At 50.6% G+C, this 22,181-nt stretch carries 22 protein-coding genes and 1 pseudogene; 11 read left to right on the top strand and 12 right to left on the bottom strand.

All coding sequences use genetic code 11. The features are described 5' to 3' along the window. The first annotated feature begins 22 nt into the window (after positions 1-22). A complete protein-coding gene (locus PPHA_RS06465; protein WP_012508055.1) occupies positions 23-388 on the top strand; it encodes a hypothetical protein in 366 nt (121 codons plus the stop codon). Positions 389-427: 39 nt separating this feature from the next. On the opposite strand, the gene PPHA_RS14575 is transcribed toward PPHA_RS06465, so the two are convergent. Then, positions 428-1,756 carry a two-component system sensor histidine kinase NtrB gene (locus PPHA_RS14575; protein ID WP_012508054.1) on the bottom strand — a complete coding sequence of 443 codons (1,329 nt, stop codon included), beginning with the start codon at positions 1,754-1,756 and terminating at the stop codon, positions 428-430. Between the two features lie 315 nt (positions 1,757-2,071). On the opposite strand from PPHA_RS14575, the gene PPHA_RS06455 reads away from it, so the two are divergent. Then, on the top strand, positions 2,072-2,536 hold the full coding sequence (locus PPHA_RS06455) for a DUF2141 domain-containing protein (protein WP_041526742.1): 465 nt from the start codon (positions 2,072-2,074) through the stop codon (positions 2,534-2,536). Positions 2,537-2,650: 114 nt separating this feature from the next. After that, positions 2,651-3,343: a metallophosphoesterase family protein gene (locus tag PPHA_RS06450; protein WP_012508052.1), complete on the top strand. Its 693-nt coding sequence runs from the start codon at positions 2,651-2,653 to the stop codon at positions 3,341-3,343. A gap of 29 nt (positions 3,344-3,372) precedes the next feature. On the opposite strand, the gene cobS is transcribed toward PPHA_RS06450, so the two are convergent. The 3 genes from cobS to cobU are packed head-to-tail and all read right to left on the bottom strand — an operon-like array spanning position 3,373 to position 5,793. Next, positions 3,373-4,137, bottom strand: coding sequence for an adenosylcobinamide-GDP ribazoletransferase (gene cobS / locus PPHA_RS06445; protein ID WP_012508051.1), 765 nt, complete (start codon positions 4,135-4,137; stop codon positions 3,373-3,375). Between the two features lie 3 nt (positions 4,138-4,140). Continuing rightward, on the bottom strand, positions 4,141-5,205 hold the full coding sequence (gene cobT / locus PPHA_RS06440) for a nicotinate-nucleotide--dimethylbenzimidazole phosphoribosyltransferase (RefSeq protein WP_012508050.1): 1,065 nt from the start codon (positions 5,203-5,205) through the stop codon (positions 4,141-4,143). Between the two features lie 51 nt (positions 5,206-5,256). Further along, complete coding sequence (gene cobU, locus PPHA_RS06435; RefSeq protein ID WP_012508049.1) at positions 5,257-5,793, bottom strand: bifunctional adenosylcobinamide kinase/adenosylcobinamide-phosphate guanylyltransferase; 537 nt, start codon at positions 5,791-5,793, stop codon at positions 5,257-5,259. A 547-nt stretch (positions 5,794-6,340) separates the two neighbouring features. Between cobU and PPHA_RS06430 the strand changes: the two genes are divergently transcribed. Continuing rightward, a complete protein-coding gene (locus PPHA_RS06430) occupies positions 6,341-6,841 on the top strand; it encodes a DUF4402 domain-containing protein (RefSeq protein ID WP_012508048.1) in 501 nt (166 codons plus the stop codon). A gap of 171 nt (positions 6,842-7,012) precedes the next feature. On the opposite strand, the gene tnpA is transcribed toward PPHA_RS06430, so the two are convergent. The 3 genes and pseudogenes from tnpA to PPHA_RS06415 all read right to left on the bottom strand — a co-directional run bounded on the left by tnpA (position 7,013) and on the right by PPHA_RS06415 (position 7,983). Beyond that, the gene (tnpA, locus tag PPHA_RS06425; protein ID WP_012508047.1) at positions 7,013-7,456 is read right to left on the bottom strand and encodes an IS200/IS605 family transposase; all 444 of its coding nucleotides are present in this window, start codon (positions 7,454-7,456) and stop codon (positions 7,013-7,015) included. 91 nt (positions 7,457-7,547) lie between these two features. Further along, a pseudogene (locus PPHA_RS16930) lies at positions 7,548-7,763 on the bottom strand (IS1634 family transposase); the annotation flags it as partial. Further along, positions 7,747-7,983 carry a DUF4372 domain-containing protein gene (locus PPHA_RS06415; RefSeq protein WP_012508045.1) on the bottom strand — a complete coding sequence of 79 codons (237 nt, stop codon included), beginning with the start codon at positions 7,981-7,983 and terminating at the stop codon, positions 7,747-7,749. The gene PPHA_RS06415 and the pseudogene PPHA_RS16930, both read right to left, overlap by 17 nt. Positions 7,984-8,213: 230 nt before the next feature. Here PPHA_RS06415 and PPHA_RS06410 point away from each other — a divergent pair, with 230 nt between their 5' ends. The 7 genes from PPHA_RS06410 to PPHA_RS06385 all read left to right on the top strand — a co-directional run bounded on the left by PPHA_RS06410 (position 8,214) and on the right by PPHA_RS06385 (position 15,789). Further along, positions 8,214-8,741 carry a DUF4402 domain-containing protein gene (locus PPHA_RS06410; RefSeq protein WP_012508044.1) on the top strand — a complete coding sequence of 176 codons (528 nt, stop codon included), beginning with the start codon at positions 8,214-8,216 and terminating at the stop codon, positions 8,739-8,741. Between the two features lie 250 nt (positions 8,742-8,991). After that, a complete protein-coding gene (locus PPHA_RS06405) occupies positions 8,992-9,867 on the top strand; it encodes a fimbrial biogenesis chaperone (RefSeq protein WP_012508043.1) in 876 nt (291 codons plus the stop codon). A gap of 458 nt (positions 9,868-10,325) precedes the next feature. Continuing rightward, the gene (locus PPHA_RS06400) at positions 10,326-10,862 is read left to right on the top strand and encodes a DUF4402 domain-containing protein (protein ID WP_041526463.1); all 537 of its coding nucleotides are present in this window, start codon (positions 10,326-10,328) and stop codon (positions 10,860-10,862) included. A 20-nt stretch (positions 10,863-10,882) separates the two neighbouring features. Continuing rightward, complete coding sequence (locus tag PPHA_RS15540) at positions 10,883-11,062, top strand: hypothetical protein (protein ID WP_150085621.1); 180 nt, start codon at positions 10,883-10,885, stop codon at positions 11,060-11,062. Continuing rightward, positions 11,055-13,850, top strand: coding sequence for a carboxypeptidase-like regulatory domain-containing protein (locus PPHA_RS06395; RefSeq protein ID WP_190274034.1), 2,796 nt, complete (start codon positions 11,055-11,057; stop codon positions 13,848-13,850). Before PPHA_RS15540 ends, PPHA_RS06395 begins: the two co-directional genes overlap by 8 nt. Positions 13,851-14,021: 171 nt before the next feature. Further along, positions 14,022-14,537 carry a DUF4402 domain-containing protein gene (locus PPHA_RS06390; RefSeq protein ID WP_012508040.1) on the top strand — a complete coding sequence of 172 codons (516 nt, stop codon included), beginning with the start codon at positions 14,022-14,024 and terminating at the stop codon, positions 14,535-14,537. Positions 14,538-14,853: 316 nt separating this feature from the next. Further along, positions 14,854-15,789 carry a hypothetical protein gene (locus PPHA_RS06385; RefSeq protein WP_012508039.1) on the top strand — a complete coding sequence of 312 codons (936 nt, stop codon included), beginning with the start codon at positions 14,854-14,856 and terminating at the stop codon, positions 15,787-15,789. Between the two features lie 48 nt (positions 15,790-15,837). On the opposite strand, the gene PPHA_RS06380 is transcribed toward PPHA_RS06385, so the two are convergent. The 5 genes from PPHA_RS06380 to PPHA_RS06360 form a co-directional block, all read right to left on the bottom strand. After that, a complete protein-coding gene (locus PPHA_RS06380) occupies positions 15,838-17,211 on the bottom strand; it encodes a BaiN/RdsA family NAD(P)/FAD-dependent oxidoreductase (protein ID WP_012508038.1) in 1,374 nt (457 codons plus the stop codon). Between the two features lie 51 nt (positions 17,212-17,262). Then, positions 17,263-18,426 (bottom strand): efflux RND transporter periplasmic adaptor subunit, encoded by a 1,164-nt coding sequence (locus PPHA_RS06375; RefSeq protein WP_012508037.1) that lies wholly within the window; start codon positions 18,424-18,426, stop codon positions 17,263-17,265. 3 nt (positions 18,427-18,429) lie between these two features. Further along, entirely contained in the window at positions 18,430-20,793 is a 2,364-nt protein-coding gene (locus tag PPHA_RS06370) for an ABC transporter permease (RefSeq protein WP_012508036.1), read from the bottom strand. A gap of 9 nt (positions 20,794-20,802) precedes the next feature. Then, positions 20,803-21,465, bottom strand: coding sequence for an ABC transporter ATP-binding protein (locus tag PPHA_RS06365; protein WP_190274044.1), 663 nt, complete (start codon positions 21,463-21,465; stop codon positions 20,803-20,805). Positions 21,466-21,661: 196 nt separating this feature from the next. Continuing rightward, positions 21,662-22,057, bottom strand: coding sequence for a VOC family protein (locus PPHA_RS06360; protein WP_012508034.1), 396 nt, complete (start codon positions 22,055-22,057; stop codon positions 21,662-21,664). Between the last annotated feature and the right edge of the window lie 124 nt (positions 22,058-22,181).

Here is a 22,181-nt window from a genome sequence, read left to right as displayed (position 1 = left end):
AACAAAATTAACGTATAGCATCATGAAACCCTTCGAAACAACAGGCGCATCAAGGTATCTGAAAGTGCTCCTTTTCACTGGTACCGCTCTTGCAGGATGCTCTTCCCTCTCATCCGCAGCGCCGCTCATTATCGGCGATACATACGGCGGAGGTAAAGTGGCTTATATTCTGCAGCAGGGAGATGTGGGCTACCTTGACACACCGGAACAAACCATGATTGCTGCCAAGGTCGATATAACCGGGCATCTCTTCTGGTCTGACAATAAAACAGCATGTGACAAACTGACGTGTCCGGGCTATATCAGCTCTTTGCCAAAAGGGTTGTTACGCAACAAGGAGTGTGTTGCCAGCAAAGGGAGCCCAGCTCCGTCAGCAGAGCTTCGATAACCCCTTGTCCACTATGGAGCGATGGCATCCAAAAGTTCATCAGATTTGCGGGCAAGCCGGGACACGGGGCAAATAGATCGCGAATGTCGTCCCTGTGCCTTTTATGCTGGAGGCAAAAATCGCTCCATGGTTCTGTTGTACGATGCCATAAACCATTGCAAGCCCAAGACCCGCGCCATCACCCATGAATTTGGTGGTAAAATAGGGCTCAAAAACATAATCGAGAACCTCCTTCTCCATCCCGAAGCCATCATCCCGGACCTCAAGCAAGACGTAATCGCCAGGAATCAGTTCAGAATGATCGTGACAGAAATCAGCTTCAACAACAACATTGCGGGTCACAATAAAAAGGGTACCGTTCACCTTGATGGCATCCCTTGCATTGAGAGCAAGATTGGTCATTATCTGATCTATTTGCACGGCATCTATCTTCACTGACCAGAGAAGAGTTCCTGGAGCAAAGATCAGCTTGATATGCTCACCAAGAATGTGTCCAAGCATTCTCAGAATAGTAGTTATCGCAGCATTGAAATCGAGCACCTTCGGATGGATTATCTGCTTTCGGGCAAAGGCAAGCAGTTGACGAACAATCCCTGCAGATCTCATGACGGAATTCTGAAGATCGGAAAGGGTCAGCCGCACACTCTCCGAAAGCTCCCCCATTGAGAGTAAATACTCGATATTACCAAGCTGCACCTGCAGCATATTGTTCATATCATGCGCAACACCACCCGCAAGCCTCCCGATTGACTCCATCTTCTGAGCCTGAACCAAAGTTATCTGAATCGCCGCATGCTCTCTCTCAATCCGCTTCTGGCGGGTGACATCAGAAAGCGCCATGCAGCATGACTGGCCATCATCCTGAATGACAGCATCAATATGCACGGTACATCGCAAAGTCGCAGAGAGACTCTCGTAACAAAGCGTAAGATCACAAGAGCCTTGCGCCTGATGGCTGAAAACCCTCTCCATCAGCGCTTTAAAAACCCTCATCTCTTCAGGAGCGACAAAGAGCGCCATACAGGAGCCCTTCAACAAGGAGCGATCCACACCAAACATCGTTGTTGCCGTAAGATTAGCATCAAGAATGGTGCCATCGACAGCAAGCGTCAGATAGCCCACAGGAGCGAAATCGTAAAGCCTGGTATAGCGTGCAAGAGCATCTTCCAGCTCATCCTTCGACTGAAGCAGCTCCTCCTGCTGCATTTGAAGTTCAATCTGATGAACCGACAACTCATGGATCATCCGATGCATATCACCCTGCGACAGGGAAAAACCCTGCTCACCAGGCTGGCTTTTTCGAAGATGATCCTCTGCCCGACATCGCAATTCAGAAATATCCGTCACGGTGGCTTGGCTTTTTTTCATCGCGGTTTCCCGTATTTCAAACACTGTTTTTTCTCAGACAGTCCAGCATCACCACAGTTACAATGGGAGATGGAAACTCTGTCATCAACACATCCGGGTTGCTGATAGAGCTATTTAGCTTTAATTCGCAATGTTTACAAGATATAAACGAAAACAGCAGCATCGAAACCGGTTATCACGCTCTATCCATGTTATCTGCTTGTACCTGATGCCATGATTACCGATATTGGGTCAATACTCACAACGTGAGTGAAGTCGCAATGTTGAGTGATCATGCTCTTGATGAAACCCTGTGAAACGTATCTCCTTCTCGCTATGAAGAACATTTTCTTTTTTGTTGTACTCTTTTTTATAGGTACCGCAACTCTGTCCGCCGATGAAATCAACAAAACAACAGCCGCCCAAACCGGAAAAATCACGGTACACATCATAGAGTTAAAGCACCTTAAGGGCATGCTTGGCGTTTCACTCTACAACTCAAAAAAAGGGTTTCCCGGCAAACATGAGCAAGCTTATACCTCGGAACTGAAAAAAATCTCCGGCACTACCGAAACCGTTGTCTTCGAAGATCTTCCTTACGGTAGTTACGCCGTCAGCATCATGCACGACGAAAACAATAATGGAAAACTTGATACCAACTTTATCGGGATACCAAAAGAGGGTGTCGGGGTTTCAAACAACCCGAAAATTGGAATGGGCGGACCTAAATTCAACGATTCCGTTTTTACGCTCGACACCAAGGAGCTTGAGGTGACGGTTGAAATGAAATATTTTAAATAGCGCAGACTCACCACCATTTTCAATCAACAAAACAGCAGAAACCAGAAGAGTTGCATCGGCAATCCTGCTTGAAAGCATGGATATTGTTGCAATACAGAATATGTTACTACCGCAATGCAACCTTTGTTATCAGAAACCCGTCGGATCATCGCTATCGGAGATATCCACGGCTGCCTCCATCCCCTCAAAAAACTGATCCGGCAGATTAAGCCTGAAGCTGAAGATCAGCTTCTTTTTTTAGGCGATATGATTGACCGTGGTAATCACTCAAAAGAGGTAATTGACTTTCTCATCGAACTCAGCAGCAGGTACTCCTGCCATTTCCTTATGGGCAATCATGAGTTGATGTTTCTTGATTATCTCGACAACTGCAGCTCAGACAACTGGCTCGGCAACGGAGGGCAGGCCACCCTTGCATCCTACAACAGCCTCGACGGCTGCGATCTGGAGGAAGAGCACCTGCTCTTTATTCGTAATTGCCGGCACTTCATTGAAACCGAGCACTATTTCTTTACCCATGGAGGCCTCGATCCTGAACTCTCCATCAAAGATAATATCCGTTACTACAAACCTGAAGAGTTCTGCTGGCAACGGGTGCACATGCGTACCACCTTCCTTGAAAGCAACAACTACAAATGGGAAAAAACCGTTGTCTGCGGCCACACCGCAATTCCTGTACCAGTAATGCTTGAACGGCTGATCGCCATCGACACCGGTTGCGTCTACAGCAAAAACCCGCTCATGGGGAGGCTGACGGCTGTGATCCTGCCGGAAAGAAAAATCGTTCAGGTTGAAAACCGTGACTGATCACTGTTTCGCCCCCAACAAAACAGAGACTACGCCTTGAGAGCGGCAGAGAGCGCTGCCGCAATCCAGACAAACAACTCGGTCACCTCACTTCCTGCCCCAAGCACATCGCCGGTAACTCCCCCGATTTTGCGGTAACTCAAGAGGCCAGTCAACAAAGCGGCAGCGAGTGCGGCGCTTATCATTGCGACAACGGCATAAAGGTTGGCATAAAGGTCGGCATGAAGAAGCGGAAAAAGAAACAAGAGCGTCAGCGCGGAGGTAACCACGATATGGACAACACCTGCCCCGCTTACAAAAGATTGCGCCGTGCCTCCCTCCCGGCGGGCGTAAGGGAGCGCTGAGGCGAGGAGAACCTGCACCCAGCGGGCAAGCAGTACCCCTGCAGCAATGCATGCAAACGCTCCGATATCAACCAGCTTAAGGATGGCAATCCATTTGAGCAGCATCATGCCGGAGAGAGCGATGGCTCCAAAAGAGCCGACGTTGGGATCCTTCATAATCCGCAGAGCCGACTCCCTCGTCCTGCCCCCCCAGAAACCATCAGCCAGATCGGCAAGCCCATCGGCATGCATTCCTCTGGTAAGCGCAATACCGCCAAGCACCACAAACGCAGCCGACAGCTCATTCCAGCCAAGAAGAGAGGTAAAATAGCCGAGCGCCGCCTGGATAGATCCAAGCAGCAACCCCACAACAGGAAACCAGAAAAGCGAGCGGCTGAAGGTGTCGGTCTCCTTTCCGGGAACAGGAAAGAGGGTAAGTGTTCTCAACGCTGTAACAAGGCCGCTCAGCATCCCCTACTCCCCGCTTTTTTCACTGACCCTTGCAGCACTGAAGGTGGCCATCTCATTGTAAATTTTTACAGCGCCCTCAATAAGCTGCATAGCAATAGCCGCACCCGTCCCCTCACCAAGGCGAAGATCAAGATCAAGAATCGGCCGGGCGCCAAGCTTCTCCATAACTGCCCTGTGCCCCTGTTCATTGGAGAGATGGCTGAAAAAAAGATAGTCTTCAACTGCCGGGCAGAGTTTGAGCGCCACCACCGCTCCTGCAGAAGAGATAAAGCCATCAACAACCACAGGAGTGCGGGCTGCGGCTGCGCCAAGAATGAATCCGGCAATGGCCGCAATTTCGTAACCACCAAGCGCGGCAAGCGTCGCGAACGGCGTGGTGCAGCGGGAGCCATTAACGGCAATCGCCTGTTTGATAACAGCAATCTTGTGGAGCAGGCGCTCATCATCAATACCGGTGCCCCTTCCTGTAATGCTCTCAACCGATACATCAAGCAAAACAGCATAGAGCGCCGTTGCCGGAGTGGTATTGGCAATCCCCATCTCACCGGTTCCAAGGAGATGGTAGCCCGCCTCCTGGGCTTCAGCCGCCAGTTCAGCACCGCAAAGCAGAGCCTGCAGGGCATCCTCCTCACTCATGGCGGGGCCGGTAGCCATATTGGCGCTTCCCGGCTGCACCTTTCTTTTGACGAGCCCTGCCAGATCAGGAAAATCATGGTTCACACCCATATCCACCACATCGAGGTCAACACCCGCATGACGCGTCAGCACATTAATGGCCGCTCCGCCACCGAGCATGTTATAAACCATCTGAGGAGTCACCTCTGCCGGAAAAGCCGAAACCCCTTCAGCCGCCACACCATGATCGGCGGCAAAACAGCAGATTTTCTTTTTTGAAAGCAACGGGCTCAGGTTGCCGGTCGCCAGAACATATTTAAGAGCAATCTCCTCCAAACGGCCAAGACTCCCCTGCGGTTTGGTCAAATCATCAAGATGGGCTCGGGCCGCATCACTCAGCGACCGGGAGGCAGGTTTAATTCGATCCAGCAATAACTGCAACTTTTCAGGCATGATAGATTCTCTCATTACTCTATTAATTGGTTACTCAATACATTTTCGAGGTTATTTCAGCCGAATCGGCAGACCACTGCAAAGCAGCCAAGCCTCCGTTGCGAGTGCGGCAACCCGCTGGTTGATGATACCGGCAATATCGCGAAACCTTCTGGCCATGGCATTCTCCGGCACAATGCCCATCCCCACCTCATTGGAAACAAGAATCATATCGCAGGGAGGATGACGCAATACCTCAAGAAAGCGCTCAATCTGCTGGTCAATCTCCCCCTCTCCCTTCCCCTCGCCGTAGTGCATCAGGTTTCCGGTCCAGACGGTCAGGCAATCGAGCAGCACCACATCAGTACCTTCCGGCAGGTGCAGGAGGGCACGATCAAGAGCAAGCGGCTCCTCAACCGTTGTGAACTGCTCACCCCGCTCCTCCCGATGCTTACTGATACGCTGTACCATCTCCCCGTCAAAGGGCTCCGCCGTCGCAAGAAAAACGCGACTGTAGTAAGGCTTTGCAAGCTGCAAGGCAAACGAGCTTTTACCGCTCCGCGCCCCGCCAGTGACATAATAAATATTCGGTGTGATGGTTCGTTCCATACAATATGCGTGCTGTTAAGATAACTTATTTCATGATTTCGCGTTACCGAAAGTCACCGTGAACACTCCGTAACAGCGCCCGCCATTGAGCGGTACAGAATATAGTGATCAGCAGGTAAGGCGCCCGAAAAAAAAGCTCTTTCTTTTCGCGATCCCCTCCCGGCATAAGTCAACCCACCAAATTCACCGAAAAAAGAAAGGGCTCCTGCTCCAGTGTATAAAAAACACGTATCATTCACCCCGCATATATATATACCCAAGCGCATCACCAGAGAGATCGCCGTTTCTAACTTTTTTTAAAACTCTATAAATAAACATTTTAAGATTTTTTCAATAAAAAAAATTGTAATAACGCGGAAATAATAAGGGGGTGGCGTATATATATTTATTTGCAAATATCCATATTTTATATATATTTCTACCAGTAGAAAGATGGCGCTGATCGGGAAAGGATGTTTTAACAAACCTTCATCAGGCAATCAGATTACAGAGCTTCCAGTTTTTTTGACAAACGATAGATATTTAAATCACACAAAGGAGAATTATCATGAAAAAAAGAATTTTGGCACTCGGATGTATGGCAGCTTTGCTTGCCTTTGGTAGTGAGGCTCAGGCGGAAACAGCTAGTGCGGATGCGGTAGCAAAAATTGTAACCGCTTTAACGATAACAAATTCCAATAAAGGGCTCTCTTTCGGAACCATGGTACCTGGTAGCGGAGGGAAAGTTACCGTTGCTGCAGATGGAACAGCCAATTTTGACGGTCCTACACAAATCAACGCAGGTACATCACCGACCAGAGCAGCCCAATTCTCTGTCAGTGGAGGTGCTAGCTGTATATGCGATATAGATGCAGAACAAAGCGTAGAATTGGTTGGAGACGCTGGACAAGGTAGCATGAAAGCTGAGTTGGCTGAATCTGCAACAAGCCTTACACTTGATCCTAAGGGTAAGGGAACATTCTCTGTTGGTGGTGTACTTGAGGTACCTTCAGATCAGAAGTCCGGAATATATGCCGGGACATTCAAAGTAACTGTTGTATATCAATAAGTAACACAAAGTCAATGCCTCTTCGCGAAAGATCTCCTTTCGAAGAAGAGGCATTATTTTATTTTAGCATCGTCTCCGCATAGCCGTTCGATACAAGCCCTCCACAAAAAGCGCATCAACTCCAATAAAGAATCCCCGCCGCAAGCAGCGGGGTATTGAAGATTTCCTCTTTTAGAACAGTGACAACTGATAATCACTGTAGCGTTTCTGATACGTACCGCCCTGCCCTTTGACATACTTGCCTATCATGTCTTCATTTCCATGCTTTCCAACCGTTCCGGCATAATACCCATCCGTCCACATCTCACCACCCCACAACAGTTTTTTTACTTTGGGACATCGCCTGAACACTTCTCGAGCAGAAATACTCTTTATCATCGTCACGATTTTCGTGACACTATACGTTGGCACTGATTGCACCAAAAAATGCACATGATCTTTATCTGTACCAATTTCCAGGAACTTGATCTGATAACGATTTTCTATGTCCAAGCACACGTCTTTTAGGACTTCATCCACCTCATTATCAAAAATCACGCGTCTATACTTTGCTGGTAGCACTATGTGATACATCAGAACGGTGACATTGTGGCTCTTGTGAATATATTCGCTCATGCCAACTAATATACATCATATCACGCCGCAAGCGGCGGGGAATATGACCCGTAGAGATTTATAAAAAAAACACTACTGTCCAACTATAAAACGAGTTTTTCAGGTCGTCGAAGCACTTCTCTACTGCATCCTTGTCACGGTAAACCCTCATGACTTCGATAGGATCCTTGATGCCATTGGAAAGCAGTGCCTGGAATCCCGCATATCGGCTAATGTGTCGGCTTATTGCTTCATTATTATACGTGACTACCAGGCCGCGCTTGGGCGTTCTCTTCTGAATAAGAAAATCATCATAAGCCTTCTTGTGCTCCACGAATGCCCATGAGATACCATTTGTTCTGCATGTCGAGCTGACATGTCGTGATATCACGAAGACTTTCTCGATAGGTCAGTTGTGCAAAGAACAGGGAGAGATATTGATCAAGGCAGATGAACGATTGAACCTTGAAAAGGCCGTTGTATCGCTTAACACCCAGGCGAAATTGATAAAGCGACAGGTGTTCAACCAACTTTTTTCCTGTGTACATCGATCATTCCTTGGTGAAGAATTATAAAATGATTGAAGATCGCAGGCATTTTCAAGTCGGTAACGGTTAAAAAACCTCGTATTCTATTTTATTATTATAATCTATATGGATTTATTTTTTCAACAGTTGGACACCAGTGATAAAAAACATATAAACGGTTTGTGATTTATATATATTGGAACCTATGTCGATATATACTTTATACCTTACTAAGAAAAAAATAACAACCTATGAAAAAGAGAATTTTGGCACTCGTCGGTATGGCTGCTTTGCTTGCTTCAGGGTCCAATGCCTATGCTGCAACAGGCCATGCAACAGCAACAATTGCGGGTGCGCTCACGGTTTCACAGGATGCAGATGGAGTGAATGGTGGCGTTCTAACCTTTGGACACATTATTCCCGATGCAGAAACACCAGGAACAGTTACGGTTGCTGCAAGTGGAACGAATGACTCTTTTGCTGTAACGGTGACCACTCAGATAACACAGAGTCCAGCTCAATTTGCTGTCTCAGGTGATAGTGGTACAGGTTATTCTGTAACTTTACCAGGTGCTGCAACTCTCCATAAAACTGGTGCTCTTGTTATTACTGACATGGCAGTTACAAACTTTACCAGTAACTTGATCGACAATAAAGGTACGCTGAGTGATCCTGCCGGTCAAGGAACTTTCAAGGTTGGCGCAAAACTGGCTGTCGCTGCAGCTCAGCCTTCAGGGGTCTACAATGGCACTTTTGATGTAACTGTATTATACCAATAAGTAACTCTTCGCAACTCGCATTCTCCTGTACACATACGGGAAGACTGGCATTAATTTTCCGGCTTCCCCGTATGTTGGGCGTAAAAGCAAACTCTTTTCGTTTCACTCCTGCACGGGAAAGCGTTACCATCACTCCCGCTTCATCCGCCAATAATCAATAGTGAATTACACGCTCTTTACCTATCTTGAGCGTATTGTTGCGCTTTTACGGTTCACTATGCCATCCTTAAAATAGTTTCTATTAACCTCTATGAACATCAAGCACCTGCTTTCGGCCCTCTTTATGATGGCTACATTTTGCAGTTCCACCAAATCAACCCTGGCTGCCGATGAGCCTGCTTCTGCTGGCTATTCACTTCAGGATCTGCTGGTAACCCCTACACGGATTGTCTTTGAGGGGAATATGCCGACCACTGAACTGGCTCTGGTCAACCGCAGCGACAAGGCGCACACCTATGCCATCTCCTTTGTGCAGTGTCGCATGAGCGAAAACGGAGAGATCAAGGAGATCGAGAAAGGTACCCCGGCTGATCCGAATGACCGCTTTGCTGATACCTTCGTCCGTTTTACCCCGCGCAGGGTGATCCTTGAGCCCCGCCAGGTGCAGATGGTGCGCATGATGTTGCGCAAACCCTCTGATCTTGCTGATGGTGAGTACCGCTCCCATCTCAGCTTTCGTTTGATACCCACTGCCGAGAATGCGGTCAAACCCGATTCGGTGAGCCGTGGTATACAGATCAAACTGGTGCCGATCTATGGAGTGACGATTCCGGTCATTGTGCGCCACGGTTCGCTGACAGCAACAGCACGACTGAGCGGCCTTCGTCTTGACCCGAAAGGCAATGAGGGGAAACCGGCGCTGGCTTTGACCATTCAGCGTGAAGGAACTCGCTCTACCTATGGTGATGTCGAGGTGCTCTGGAAAGCGCCGGGAAACAAGGCCATCTCCGTTGCCCTGATAAAAGGAGTGGCCGTTTATACACCCAATGCAAAACGCACCATGCTCCTTGCCCTCACCCCCCAAAAAGGTGTTGATTTTCGGAGCGGAGAGCTAATGGTCCGCTATACCGGTCAGGAAAATGGCGCTGAACAGGTACTCGCTGAAGGCAAGATTGCCGTTCCATAAAATCTCGCTCTTGCACTCCGCCACTCCCCCTGCCCCCCTTTGTTTCTTACCAGCCACATCCTCAGCTCCCGAGGATTGGCTGGCTATGGAAACTGTATAACTCCCCGGCATCTCTCTGCAGCCATATATACTGACAATATATACAGAGCAAACAACCTCCCTTGCAAATTTGTCGCGGATGAGTGTATGCCAGACAACCGAGAAACGGCCTTAAATAGATATTTTTCAGGCAATAAGAGACTATTTATTCGTCAAATCGAAAAAGCGCCCTCTTACAGGGAACATGGTATTACGCCATTTTGCACATACACGATATTTAATTAGATTGGAATTAATATATGTATTGTATATATTTTCGACAGTAACAGGAGCAGAAAATGACGCACGGGGCGGAGTAGATATGCAAAATCAAAGTAGTAACTGGCGACAATCCAGTCACTCATAAAGAGACGATTATCATGAACAAGAGAATTTCAACGTTTTTATGCATGGCCACCCTGCTCGCTTTCGGCAGTGAGGCGCAGGCTGCAAGTGTTAGTGCAACCGCCACTGCGACGGTGCGGGGGGCAATCAGTATCAGCAATATTGGCAATGGAGGCTCTGCAACCCCATCTAATCTGGCCTTTGGAACCATCACACCAAGCAGTACAGAAGGGGGAACCGTTACCATCAGTACGGATGGTGTGCGGAGCGCTGGTGGTGGCGTAACACTTGTCAGCTCAACCGTTGGAGCTGCACGATTCAGGGTTGCTGGTGATACCGGCCTCGCCTGTACCATCTCCCTGCCCGCTAATGGCATCGTTACCATTACCAAAGGCGGTGGAATCAATATGTCGATCAACGATTTCACCTCTTCATTGACAGGATCATCATTAACGATAAGTGACTCCCCTTCCAGCAATGAATTTACGGTTGGCGGAACGCTCTCACTTATTGCCAATCAGCCATCCGGAGACTACAGCGGAACCTTTACCGTGACGGCAAATTACAATTAAGCGCTCGCCGGAAGAGTACTTTGTCGGTTTTCAATAGTACTCTGAACATCAGGAACTTTCTGCCATGCCTCTTCATTGCTACTACTGTTCAAGGCGCTGGAGAGTCATTGGCAGCAGGAGCCCTGATCATTCACTACAGCAATAAGGAGAAGAGCGCTGAACACCTACTCGCAGAGGGTCATATTGTCGTCATTGCATAATTATTTCAGAGTTTTACGAAGTTCACTTCTCTTTTTTTTCTGGATATGCCTTGCGACCGGCCACCAGACGGAACTCTTGTATGGTGAAGAGAAGAGGACGGCAGAGTCTCCGACCGCCCTCAGTGAGGACGATTTGCTGCTTTGCGTCGTTCGTCTTGGCGGAGCGACGCTTTCCGGTAATCTGGTCACCTATTCTGCCCCTCCTGGACTCTTTCTTCCTCTTGGTGAGCTGAGCCGAAGCCTTGAACTCGGCATTACTGTTGATCCTGCAAAAGGAGTCGGATCAGGCCATGTTGCCCTGCCCTCTCAGTCTTTCATGCTCGATATGGCAAAATCCTCCATTATCGTAGACGGCAACACATACCGGTACGACCCGAAGCTGGTGGTAGCCCTCACTGACGATATCTATGTCGAAAGCAGATTGCTTGCCGAATGGTTTGCCATGCGCATCGATGCCAACCGCCTTGATGCTGCAGTCGATATTCGTCCGTTTGAACCGCTTCCTATTCAGCAACGCATGGCGCGCAGCCAGCGAGGCTCCAATACATGGGGCTATGGCAGCTACAATGATCCCGGCTATCCGCTGTTGAACACTCCATTCCGCCTCCTTGCCGGCCCGAGCATTGACATCTCCCTCTCCTCCTCACTGACCGGAGAGGGGACAGCTAACATTACTCCAGGAAACAGCAGCTTTTACACCCGCCTCTCTGGTGATCTCCTCTGGATGAGCGGAAGACTTGATCTTTCAGGCCATATTGCTGGCGCCGGCAAATCGATTATCGGAGTTGACAACGGCACCATGATCCTTGAACGGACAAGCCCGACGGGCGGCATATTGGGAGTACTTGACGCTCGCAAGATTGCCATCGGGGATATTCAGCCCGAAACACTTCCACTGATAGGCAACAGTGTCGGAACCGGCATCATGGTAAGCAGTTACCCGATCAATCAATCCTCTTTTTTTGACAAGCTGACCCTGAACGGTTTTCTTGCAAAGGGTTGGGATGTAGAACTCTTCAGCAATGCAAACCTGCTCGACTACCGCCCATCAAACCCCCGTGAGAGCTATTCATTTGCCGATATCCCACTCATCTATGGTCTGAATGAACTGCGACTTGTTTTCCATGGCCCCCAGGGCGAGCAGCGGGTTGAACGGCATATCTACAATGTCGGACGCAACATGATCGAACCGGGTAGCTGGAACTATCAAATAACAGCAACCAACGCAACACAACGTTCGCTGCTCGCATCACCAGATGGTGATCCAGCGCCCCTCATGACCTGGAAGAGCACACTTGGCGTGAACAAATGGCTCACTGCAACCAATTATCTCGCATCAGCGCTCATCGACGACGAACGTCAGACGTTTGCCGGAGCGGGGTTCAGCGGTTACCTGAAAATGATACAGCTCGATCTGCAGATAGCCCGCAATCTTGCCACCAGTCGGTTGGCCAGGCAGGCAGGTATCCAGACACGATTTGGACCATTAACACTCTCCGTCCTGATGCAGGAGTATGATAAAGATTGGCATACAACAACCGGGACTCTTTCATATCTGAAAAAAGAGGATATCCGCATCGACGGCCTGAACCCCTTTTTCTTTTTGACAAACTCCCGATTCTCGATGACGTTGGCCCAGACAGAGTTTGATGAACTGCGGAAATCGAAGAGTGCCACCATGACCAGCAGCAACCGGACTTGGGGTATTGATCATACACACACCGTTACACTGGAACGAATGCTGGATGGTGACACAGAAAGTGATGCCCTTTCTGGCAGCTCATATGCAAGCATGACACGCCAAAACCTCTCACTCAGGGCTGAAATTGGATACCAGCTCCTTCCTGAAAGAGTCATCAGCACCGTTGGAGGTACCTGCGAACTGCGCCTCAAGCATGAATGGCTGCTTCTCAACAGCATTACCTACACACCGCTTGGCAAAACCCTGACTGCATCAACAGGGCTCAACCATACCTTCAAAAAGATGGCAATGGGAGTTACAGGTAACTATACCAGTGGCGGAGCATGGGGTATCGGTATCCAGCTCTCGACGAACCTCAGTCATGAGCCAAAAAGTGGTCAATGGAATATCGATGGAAGCCTGAGCAGCCAGCAGGCAGGAATCTCCGCCCAGGCATACCTCGACAAGAATCGCAACAGGGAGCTGGACCCCGATGAGCCCGAAATCAAGGATGCCGGTTTTTTTGTCAATCAACAAAGCAATCCCGCACTCACTGATGCAAAGGGTATCGCTTTTATTCAGGGAATTTCTCCCAACATTCTGACGGATATCACCATTTCACCCTCAACACTTAAAGAGCTGCTTTGGGTGCCTGCCGACAAAGGGGTACGTGTGGTACCAAGACCAGGTTATCCTCTCCCGGTAAAATTTCCCGTATGGGTCACCGGTGAAGTGAGCGGTACCGTTTTCAACAAGAAAGAGGGCATTGAGGAACCTGCGTCCGGTATCACCATTGAAGCTGTTGACAAGGAGGGAAAGGTAGCTGGCAAGGCCCGGTCAGAATATGACGGTGTTTACATTCTCGGAGCGCTCCCCACCGGGAACTACACCTTGCGCGTATCACCCGAACAGGCCGCAAAACTTGGCACTACAGCGCCATTCAAGGAGCTGGTCATTCCAGCCGAAGGAGCATATATCGACAATATCAATCTGGTACTTGAGCCGCTAACTGTTGAACCGGGCATTGAAACACCTGTTGAATCGAACGGGAAGGCTCCAGTCGACTCCGGCAAAGAGAAATCACTTCAAACTCCCCTGCTGCCCTGAAATAAAAACTATTATCATATCAGGATTTGTTTTCTTCAAAATCTGTTATAGATTTGCGTATGGGGGTATGAATTTATCCTGACATTTGTTCCGCATTAAGGTTATTATACTTTATTGTTATCCTTTTCAGAGACGCAGCCTCCGTCATGGAAGTTAAATGGGAGGTTCCCCATGAAAAACAGAGTTGTAGTTCTCTTCTCCCTTTGGGCATTGTTCTCCTCCGGGAGTGTGGCACAGGCTGCCGAAGGCACCGCCACAGCAACAATCGCGCCCGGAATCTCCAGTGCCAAAAACACATCAACACCCACCCATGGCGATCTGGCTTTTGGAGTCATCATTCCAAGTGAATCAGTAGGAACGGTGACCATCAATCCATCAACCTCCGATCGAACAAATTCGGGAGGAGTGCAGCTCGTCTCCTCAGTCTCCGGGCCAGCATCATTCAATGTCACCGGTACGGCAAACTCTGCCTATAATGTTACACTGCCAAATACAGGAATCACGATCTCCAACGGGAGTAGCAGCATGGTGGTAAACAGCTTTACCGTCTCACCAGCCTCAAACACCCTGAAACTGAATAGTGAGGGGCTCTCTGCATTCAATATCGGCGGAAAGCTGGAGGTCTCTGCAAACCAGCCACCGGGGAACTACACCGGAACCTTTGATGTAACCGTAGCTTACCAGTAAACCACCCTTCCGCGCAATCCCCAACGAAAGCAGATAATTGAGCAGGAATGAACTGCGTCGCCAAACGCGATTAGCGAAGCAACAAGCAAAACGAATCTGACCAGCCACTCCCTCCGCATTTTCTACCACAATGTAGATCGCCCGATAATTTCTACCATTTTGTAGCCCTTTTTGGTCATCCTCAACCAGAAAGAGAAAAGGGAACCTCTTACAAATAAGTATTTTATACCTTTTTCCACCTTCCGGCACGATAATTGCAATATAAAGGAAGGGGAAGTGAAAAGAGTTTGGAAAAACCAACATAACGAGAAACATCATGGCCACAACAAGCACCATATATGGCGACCTTTCCGGTGTCGAGTTCCGCACCCTCTTTTCGAACGGCAAAACGGATGGCTGCCTTGTCACCGAGCCAAACAGCTTGAGCACCCCTTATGGCACGCTGGTGCCTCAATACGAAGCCGAGGACATGGGGCGACGCGCCGTCAAGCCGATGTACTTTTACAAGGATGGCGCTCTGAAATCAATTGCCCTGCAATCGCAAACCATGCTTGAAACACCGGTCGGCGCCATCCCGGCGGAGCTGGTGACCTTCCATAAAAATGGCAATATCAAACGGATCTTTCCACTTGACGGTAAACTGAGCGGCTTCTGGTCGTGGAAGAACGAATTTGCCCTTGCCACCACCCTCACCTTCAGTTCGCCTATAGGAACCCTTGCCACCAAGGTGATTGGTTTGCAGTTTTACGAAAGCGGTGCGCTCAAAAGCATCACTCTCTGGCCGGATCAAACCCTGACCGTAAAGACGCCGATGGGTGAAATCACCGTGAGAAAAGGGCTGGCTTTCTATGAGTCAGGCTCAATCCGCTCTTTTGAGCCACTCAAAAAGATTGACATCCTTACGCCAATCGGGGTGATCTCCTCCTACGACAACGAACCGAACGGGATTCACGGCGACATTAACTCTGTCCAGCTTGCAGAAGACGGCTCCATAGAGGCGCTGAGTACTGTTGACCATGCCATCCATGTTTCTGTGCTGGATAAAGAGGGCGCGCTCTTCCATCCCGGAGTAAAGAACAACGTCTGCGGTGATGAGCGGAAGGTAAGCGTTCCCATGAAGGTGCGCTTCGAAAACAGACGGGTCATCTTTCACGACAATCCCGCCTTCTCATTCGACATTAAAGAGTGCCGGTTTGAAGTACGGATGATGGACAGTGCAACAAAAGAGCCTGCTTATTCCTGCTCAGAATAAAAGGGTTAGAGGCAGGAAACGCCAATTAACATCAACGCTTTCTGCCTTTTACAGAGAGTTCGTCACTACTGGCTTGACCGCGTTCACACCCGCCATCCAGCCGGTGGAGAATGCGGCCTGCAGGTTATAGCCGCCAATCTCACCGGCGTAGTCGAGAAGTTCGCCACAGAGAAAAAGGTTTGGAACAACCCTTGAGCACATGGTTTTGGGGTTCACCTCCCCCAGCGAAACGCCTCCGGCTGAAATTTCCCCCTGATCAAGCGGCACATCGCGTACACTGCCAAGCGGAAATCGCTTGAGCGTTGAGAGGAGCGACTGCCGTTTTTCTTTCGCAAGTCCGCTCCAGGTCACATCATTCCCAAGGCCTGCATGGCGCATAAGAAAGGGTACAAGAGCGGTTGGAATCGTCCCTTGACGAGCCATGCCGAAAGCGCCACTGAGAGGAGCTATCGGACATCCCTGCAGGAATTTGCGTACCATCTGTGCCCCACTCCTGCGAGCCTGGAGCAGCAGCTCAGCCTCAAGTTCAGCGCTGCTCTGTTCCGGAAAGAGATCGGCAAAGAGAGCGCAATTACCTGTTTCACCAATCAGCTCGGCGATGTCGCGTGAAAGCGAGAGTGCAGCCGGACCACTGACGCCGCGATGGGTAAAGAGCAGGTCGCCACGCCGTTCAACACTCCGTCCACCGGAAGTGGCTACAAGGCTGATTGAGCGGAGTGCCAGCCCTGAAAGTGAAGCGGGAGGAGCGTTGAGGGTGTAGAGGGGCGCCAGCGCTGCCGAAGGCTTTTTTATCGAGTGGCCAAGCGAGCGAGCAATCACAAGGCCGTCACCCGTCGTACCGGTTCCGGGATAGGAGACACCACCGGTTGCAAGAATGAGACGATCTGCCGTGAATACCCCATCGGCAGTGGTCACCATAAAAAGTTCACCCTTGCGTTCGACACTCCTGACCCGGCAGGAAAAGTGTGCCTGCACCCGTGACTCCTTCAGCAGCTCCTCAAAGGCACGGGCAACCGTTGAGGCATCCTCGCTGACGGGAAACACCTTTCCGTCAGGCCGCTCTTCACTCTCAACACCCCGAGAACGCAAGAGAGCAAGAAGGTCACTGTTTGAGAAGCTGTAGAGGGCCTGACGCAAAAAACGCGCCTCATTGCGACGCAGAAAACCCTGCTCAAGCAGCTCCGCCGAAGTACCAGTGTGAGTTACATTACATTTACCGCCCCCCGATATCCTGATTTTTGTTCCCGGACGGGGATTCCGCTCAAGAAGGGTTATCGAACAGGAGTTGCCGGAAGCTTTTGCACTCCGACGTGCTGCAATCGCCGCCATCATTCCTGCCGCCCCACCGCCAATAATAAGAATCATCGAGTGGGAGATCTCCGCACTCCTGACTGCCGCTGCTGTTGTTTCAATTCTGCTCATAGTGTGGGTAAAGTTACTCCGTACAGGGAAACGTGCAAGCGCTCTTTTTCATCACTCCTGCGCCTTCACCGACATGCCATCCCTGAGTTCGTTGGTAGGATGCACCACCACCTTCTGCCCCTCCCTGACCCCTGCGAGCACCTGCGCCTGCAAGGTGCCCCTCATACCGATCCTCACGGCTTTATCAACCGCCCTGCCATCCTCAAGAACAAAGAGATGCCAGCCCTCTTTTCCCCTGAAGAGGCTGCTTACCGGCACCTGAAGCACAGCACTCGCTTCACGGAGCACAATGCTTGCCTGGACACGAAAATTATCGCCAAGCAGCGGTTCGTTGCGGCTGAGAAGCGCCACAATGTTCACCCGTTTCTCTTCAATCCCGAGTGCCGATGTTTTGGTAAATGCCGCCGGATCAACCGTTTTCACCACTCCCTGCAGCTCCCTTTCACCGCCCCAGTCCATAATCACCACCCGGTTTCCCGGCTTTACCCTGATGGCGTCGGAAGAGAGCAGATCAATCACAATCTCAATCGCCGAAGGATCACCAATATCAACCAGTGGTGACCCGGCACTCACGACCCGTTCACTTTGCTCATGGATACGGAGCACCCGACCATCAACCGGGGAGAGTACCTTCACCGGCTGCCCCGCTACCTGGCGATCAACAAGGGCCTGAAGCGCTCCAAGGTTATAACGGGCAGCCTCAACCCCTGAGCGGGCCGCATCACGCTCTTTTCGCAATGTTTGAGCCTCATTCTCTGCAAGTTCATAACTCTCTTTTGAAACGGCCCCCTCACCATAGAGATTACGGTAACGACCGAAACGGCGTTCAGCCTGCACAAGGGTGAGATCAGCCCTGCGTTGCCGGGCAATCGCCTCGTCAAGAGCTGCCCGGGCTGACCCCGCCCGTGAAGAGGCTTCACGATACTCACGGCTGTCGAGCTGGGCAGGAAGCAGTGAGGCCACCACGCTCCCCTTCCGGACATGGTCGCCCTCTTCAAGCTCCACCCTCACCAGCTTTCCGCTGACCGGTGCGGCAAGAACAAAACGGTCATTCACGCGGGTAACTCCCTCCCCTTCAAGCGTTACCTGCAAGGGGCCACGACTGACCACACCCGAATCTACAGGAAGCGGAGAGGGGCGGAAAACAAAAAAAAGAATGAGCGCTGCCACGGCAACCGAGATCCCTGCAATGCGCTGTGTTTTCGAAAATACCATAATCTATTCCCTTGTTTTTAAAACCTCGACAAGATCAAGCTCCGTAAGCCGCTTTCTGACCAGGAGAGCGGAGACAACCGAGACAAGAACAATAACCATAAAGGCAAAGAGAAAGTTAAAGGCGCTGAACACCAAAGGGAGCCGATAGAGTTCTGAACTGAGCGCATGGGCGAGCAGTGCAGAGAGCCCGATACCAATCAAAAAGCCAAGCGGTACGGCAGCACTGGTAAGCAGAGCCTGTTCACCAAGCAAAATAAAGGAAATTTCCCCTTTTGTCATACCGAGCACCCGGAGGCTTGTCAGTTCTCGTGCCCGCTCGGAAAGCGAGATGCGGGCGCCATTGTAAACCACCGCAAAGGCAAGCACACAGGCAAAAGAGGTGAGAATGACGGTCGAGGTGTTCATACTCTGGGCAATCAGCTCATCAAAACTCTCCTTCATCGCCTTCAGCATCATGATGCCGGAAACTCCCGGCATACCCTTGAAGGTTGTGTAGAGCTTCCCGGCCTTTGCCTGATCAAGACGCAGATATGCCGCATTCAGAGCCCCGCCATCGCCTGCCAGACGGTTCAGCGCACCAAGGTTCATGTAGGCCGAGAGGCCAAGAATTTCATCAATGGTTCCACTGACAAGAAGCTCGGCATGACGCTGCCTGCCCTGCAGAAACTCGATCTGCAGCTTGTCGCCCGGCCCAACACCAAGAAGCGTCGCAAGCGTTGAGGTCAGCACAATGCCGTCAGGAGGCAAGCTGCACTGTCGGTTTGCCTTGTCAACCAGCCGCTGCAACCCCTCGGCAGACTCCATTCCCTTGATCGACTGCCGACGGATACGATGACCGAAACGCATCTTCACCGGCTCTTCACGATAATATTCATGTTCAAGCACACCGTCAAGCGACGCAATGGTATAGCGTACCGAAGGAGGCATGGGATTATTGAAAATCACGGTAACATCCTCGCGATGTTTGCGGGTAAACTCCACCTGAATCATCCGGTCAAGAGAGTCATAGGTATAGCGACCGGCAATGAGAATCGCGACAGAAAGGGAGGTCATCAGCACAGAAAGCACGGCTTTCCAGGGGCGGCGCTCCAGGTTACGCACAATAATCCGCAGTGATACCGGAATTTTTTTTCGCAACGACTCTCGATCAAATATACCCGGCTTGTAGAGCACCGGGGAGTCCGGGCGCATCGCCTCAGCCGGAGGAAGCTGCACCGCCTTGCGCACCGCACCAAGCGCGCCAAAAATGGCTGCAGCAAAACTCAAAAGAACCGAGAGGGCAACATCCTCGAAACGGAAGTAATAGACCAGCTCCGCAAAATTATAGAAATCGGCATAGATGTTCATCAGCCCCCTGCCAAGCCACGCTCCAAACAGCGTACCCACAACCGCCCCAAAAGCGGTAGGAATCATGGCAAACCCCAGATAGTGCAACCCGACATCCTCATTGGAGTAGCCGATAGCCTTGAGCACGGCAATCTGGTCGCGCTGGGTGGCAACAATACGGCGAAGCACAATATTGAGCAGAAAAACTGCCACAGCGAGAAAGACAACCGGAAGAAAGGTAATCTGAATGCCGACCTGCTTGATCTCATCGACAATGAATCGATCGGAAAGCTGCTCGCTGCGTCCATAGGCACCAAGCGAACCATAGCGTTTAAAGAGAGTGTCGAGACGCATGATGACATCTTTTTCCGATGCCCCATGAGCAAGCGTCAGCGAAAGGTCGTTGAACGCTCCGCTCATGTCGAGCGCAGACTCCAGCGAGCGACGCCCCATCCAGAAAATCCCGAAACGCCGCTTGTCGGGGAAAAAGGAGCCGGGCTGCACCTCATAGATATATTCGGGTGAGAGCCCCATGCCGACAATCAGCAGACTCCGCTTTCGACCGTTAATCACCGCACTGATCCGGTCGCCGGGAACAAGGTGGTTAGCTTCGAGAAAGGGCTTGCTCGCAATCACCTCATCAGGTTTGCCCGGCTCGATATAGCGCCCTTTTTTCAGAAAAAGATCATTCAGCATCGGCGTACGATAGTCGGGAATCGAAACCAGCCGGGCTGTAGCCGGTTCGTCCAGCCCCGGAACATCGAGGGTAACGTCAGCCGTAATGCGAGTGCTGACCGATGCCACCCCCGGAATACGACTCACCGTTTCGCGGTAAAACTCCGGTGCACGCTTCACCTGCACAAAAACATCCGCAAAGCGATAGCTGTTGTAATAGCGCTGCCGCGAAACCTCAAGTGAATGCTTCACGCTGCTCATGGAGACAAAAACCGAAATACCGCAGGCCACCACCGCCGCAACAGCAAGCATCTGACCCTTGAGGCGCATCAGTTCGCGCAGTAGCTTTCTCTGAAGTTGTTTCATCTGAACTCTCTACCAGACCAGTTCAGAAGGTGACAGCCGGGTAAGGTTCCTCCTCTCCTCAGAAATTTCCCCGCTCCGCAGACGCACAACCCGGTCAGCCATCCCCGCAATCGAAGCATTATGGGTAATAACAAGCGTTGTCGTACCGATTTCCCGATTGACCTTCTCGATCACATCAAGCACCAGTTTTCCCGTCTGGAAATCAAGCGCCCCGGTAGGCTCATCACACAGCAACAGCTCAGGCCGCTTCGCAACCGCCCGCGCTATCGCCACCCGCTGCTGCTCCCCGCCGGAAAGCTGTGCTGGAAAATGGTTCAGACGATGGCCAAGATCCACCAGCCGCAAGGCCTCCTCTGCAGGCATGGGATTATCGGCAATCTCGGTCACAAGCTGCACATTTTCAAGCGCCGAAAGGCTTGAAATCAGATTGTAGAACTGGAACACAAAGCCAATCGAACGACGACGATAGGCCGTCAGCTCCGCCTCCGTGGCCGCAGTCATCTCTCTCCCATGAAAAAAAAGTTTCCCCGAAGAGGGCACATCAAGCCCCCCGATAATATTAAGCAGCGTCGATTTCCCGCTCCCCGAAGCCCCCAGCAGCACCGCCAGCTCCCCCGCATGAAACTCAAGCGAAATATGCTTCAAAGCATCAACCCGCACCTCCCCCATCATATAAAACTTCGACAAATCACTAATCCTCAACACAGGGGGACGTTGTTGACTATTAGCACTTACGTCAACAGAGGAATCAACCACTTGAGAACTTTTCATTTCAATAGGGGGACGTTGTTGACTACGTGTACTTGCGTCATCTTACAAATTCAAGGAACCTTCCGTTTATATCAGGTGATCGGCAGGGTCGCCGTTGTCAGGAGGTATAGTATTGCCTGAATTCATCCGACGGTTCCCGATCAGAGTAGATGTAGAGAGCTGTTCCAATGGGATCGATAATCGAAAATCCCCGGTCGCCCCATGGATGATCTTCAAGCGGCATGGCCAGTGCAACCCCCTCGCTCACAAGCCTTGCATATTCTGCATCGACATCGTCAACCCTGAAGTTGAGCATAACCCCCTCTGCACCGTATTCAACCATACCATCCTGCGGCTGCATGAACTGAATCGAAGAGCCATCGCCTCCAATACGCATGTTGAGATACCAGCCGCAATCAAAAATGGCTGTTGCCGAGAAGTGTCGCTGGTAAAAATCGCGGCAGGCATCCACATCCTTTGTGACAAAACAGGGTGATAACTCCCGTGTGTTCATATGCCCTCCTCCATCTATTTCTTTGAATAATTTATTTTATTGCTTGCGTTTATACTTCAGCCTGAAGTTCAACCATGCCTCTGGGTTCAATCGCACATAAATCCTAGGCAACCTCAGAAAATGA

The sequence above is a fragment of the Pelodictyon phaeoclathratiforme BU-1 genome (assembly GCF_000020645.1).
Classification (GTDB): Bacteria; Bacteroidota; Chlorobiia; order Chlorobiales; family Chlorobiaceae; genus Chlorobium; species Chlorobium phaeoclathratiforme.
This window is presented reverse-complemented; position numbering and strand designations above follow the sequence as displayed.

What these genes read in the sequence shown, in the direction of transcription:
- PPHA_RS06465 (WP_012508055.1), top strand. Translation starts at nt 23, where the DNA reads ATGAAACCCTTCGAAACAACAGGCGCATCAAGGTATCTGAAAGTGCTC.
- PPHA_RS14575 (WP_012508054.1), bottom strand. Translation starts at nt 1,756, where the DNA reads ATGAAAAAAAGCCAAGCCACCGTGACGGATATTTCTGAATTGCGATGT.
- PPHA_RS06455 (WP_041526742.1), top strand. Translation starts at nt 2,072, where the DNA reads ATGAAGAACATTTTCTTTTTTGTTGTACTCTTTTTTATAGGTACCGCA.
- PPHA_RS06450 (WP_012508052.1), top strand. Translation starts at nt 2,651, where the DNA reads ATGCAACCTTTGTTATCAGAAACCCGTCGGATCATCGCTATCGGAGAT.
- cobS (WP_012508051.1), bottom strand. Translation starts at nt 4,137, where the DNA reads ATGCTGAGCGGCCTTGTTACAGCGTTGAGAACACTTACCCTCTTTCCT.
- cobT (WP_012508050.1), bottom strand. Translation starts at nt 5,205, where the DNA reads ATGCCTGAAAAGTTGCAGTTATTGCTGGATCGAATTAAACCTGCCTCC.
- cobU (WP_012508049.1), bottom strand. Translation starts at nt 5,793, where the DNA reads ATGGAACGAACCATCACACCGAATATTTATTATGTCACTGGCGGGGCG.
- PPHA_RS06430 (WP_012508048.1), top strand. Translation starts at nt 6,341, where the DNA reads ATGAAAAAAAGAATTTTGGCACTCGGATGTATGGCAGCTTTGCTTGCC.
- tnpA (WP_012508047.1), bottom strand. Translation starts at nt 7,456, where the DNA reads ATGAGCGAATATATTCACAAGAGCCACAATGTCACCGTTCTGATGTAT.
- PPHA_RS06415 (WP_012508045.1), bottom strand. Translation starts at nt 7,983, where the DNA reads ATGTACACAGGAAAAAAGTTGGTTGAACACCTGTCGCTTTATCAATTT.
- PPHA_RS06410 (WP_012508044.1), top strand. Translation starts at nt 8,214, where the DNA reads ATGAAAAAGAGAATTTTGGCACTCGTCGGTATGGCTGCTTTGCTTGCT.
- PPHA_RS06405 (WP_012508043.1), top strand. Translation starts at nt 8,992, where the DNA reads ATGAACATCAAGCACCTGCTTTCGGCCCTCTTTATGATGGCTACATTT.
- PPHA_RS06400 (WP_041526463.1), top strand. Translation starts at nt 10,326, where the DNA reads ATGAACAAGAGAATTTCAACGTTTTTATGCATGGCCACCCTGCTCGCT.
- PPHA_RS06390 (WP_012508040.1), top strand. Translation starts at nt 14,022, where the DNA reads ATGAAAAACAGAGTTGTAGTTCTCTTCTCCCTTTGGGCATTGTTCTCC.
- PPHA_RS06385 (WP_012508039.1), top strand. Translation starts at nt 14,854, where the DNA reads ATGGCCACAACAAGCACCATATATGGCGACCTTTCCGGTGTCGAGTTC.
- PPHA_RS06380 (WP_012508038.1), bottom strand. Translation starts at nt 17,211, where the DNA reads ATGAGCAGAATTGAAACAACAGCAGCGGCAGTCAGGAGTGCGGAGATC.
- PPHA_RS06375 (WP_012508037.1), bottom strand. Translation starts at nt 18,426, where the DNA reads ATGGTATTTTCGAAAACACAGCGCATTGCAGGGATCTCGGTTGCCGTG.
- PPHA_RS06370 (WP_012508036.1), bottom strand. Translation starts at nt 20,793, where the DNA reads ATGAAACAACTTCAGAGAAAGCTACTGCGCGAACTGATGCGCCTCAAG.
- PPHA_RS06365 (WP_190274044.1), bottom strand. Translation starts at nt 21,465, where the DNA reads ATGATGGGGGAGGTGCGGGTTGATGCTTTGAAGCATATTTCGCTTGAG.
- PPHA_RS06360 (WP_012508034.1), bottom strand. Translation starts at nt 22,057, where the DNA reads ATGAACACACGGGAGTTATCACCCTGTTTTGTCACAAAGGATGTGGAT.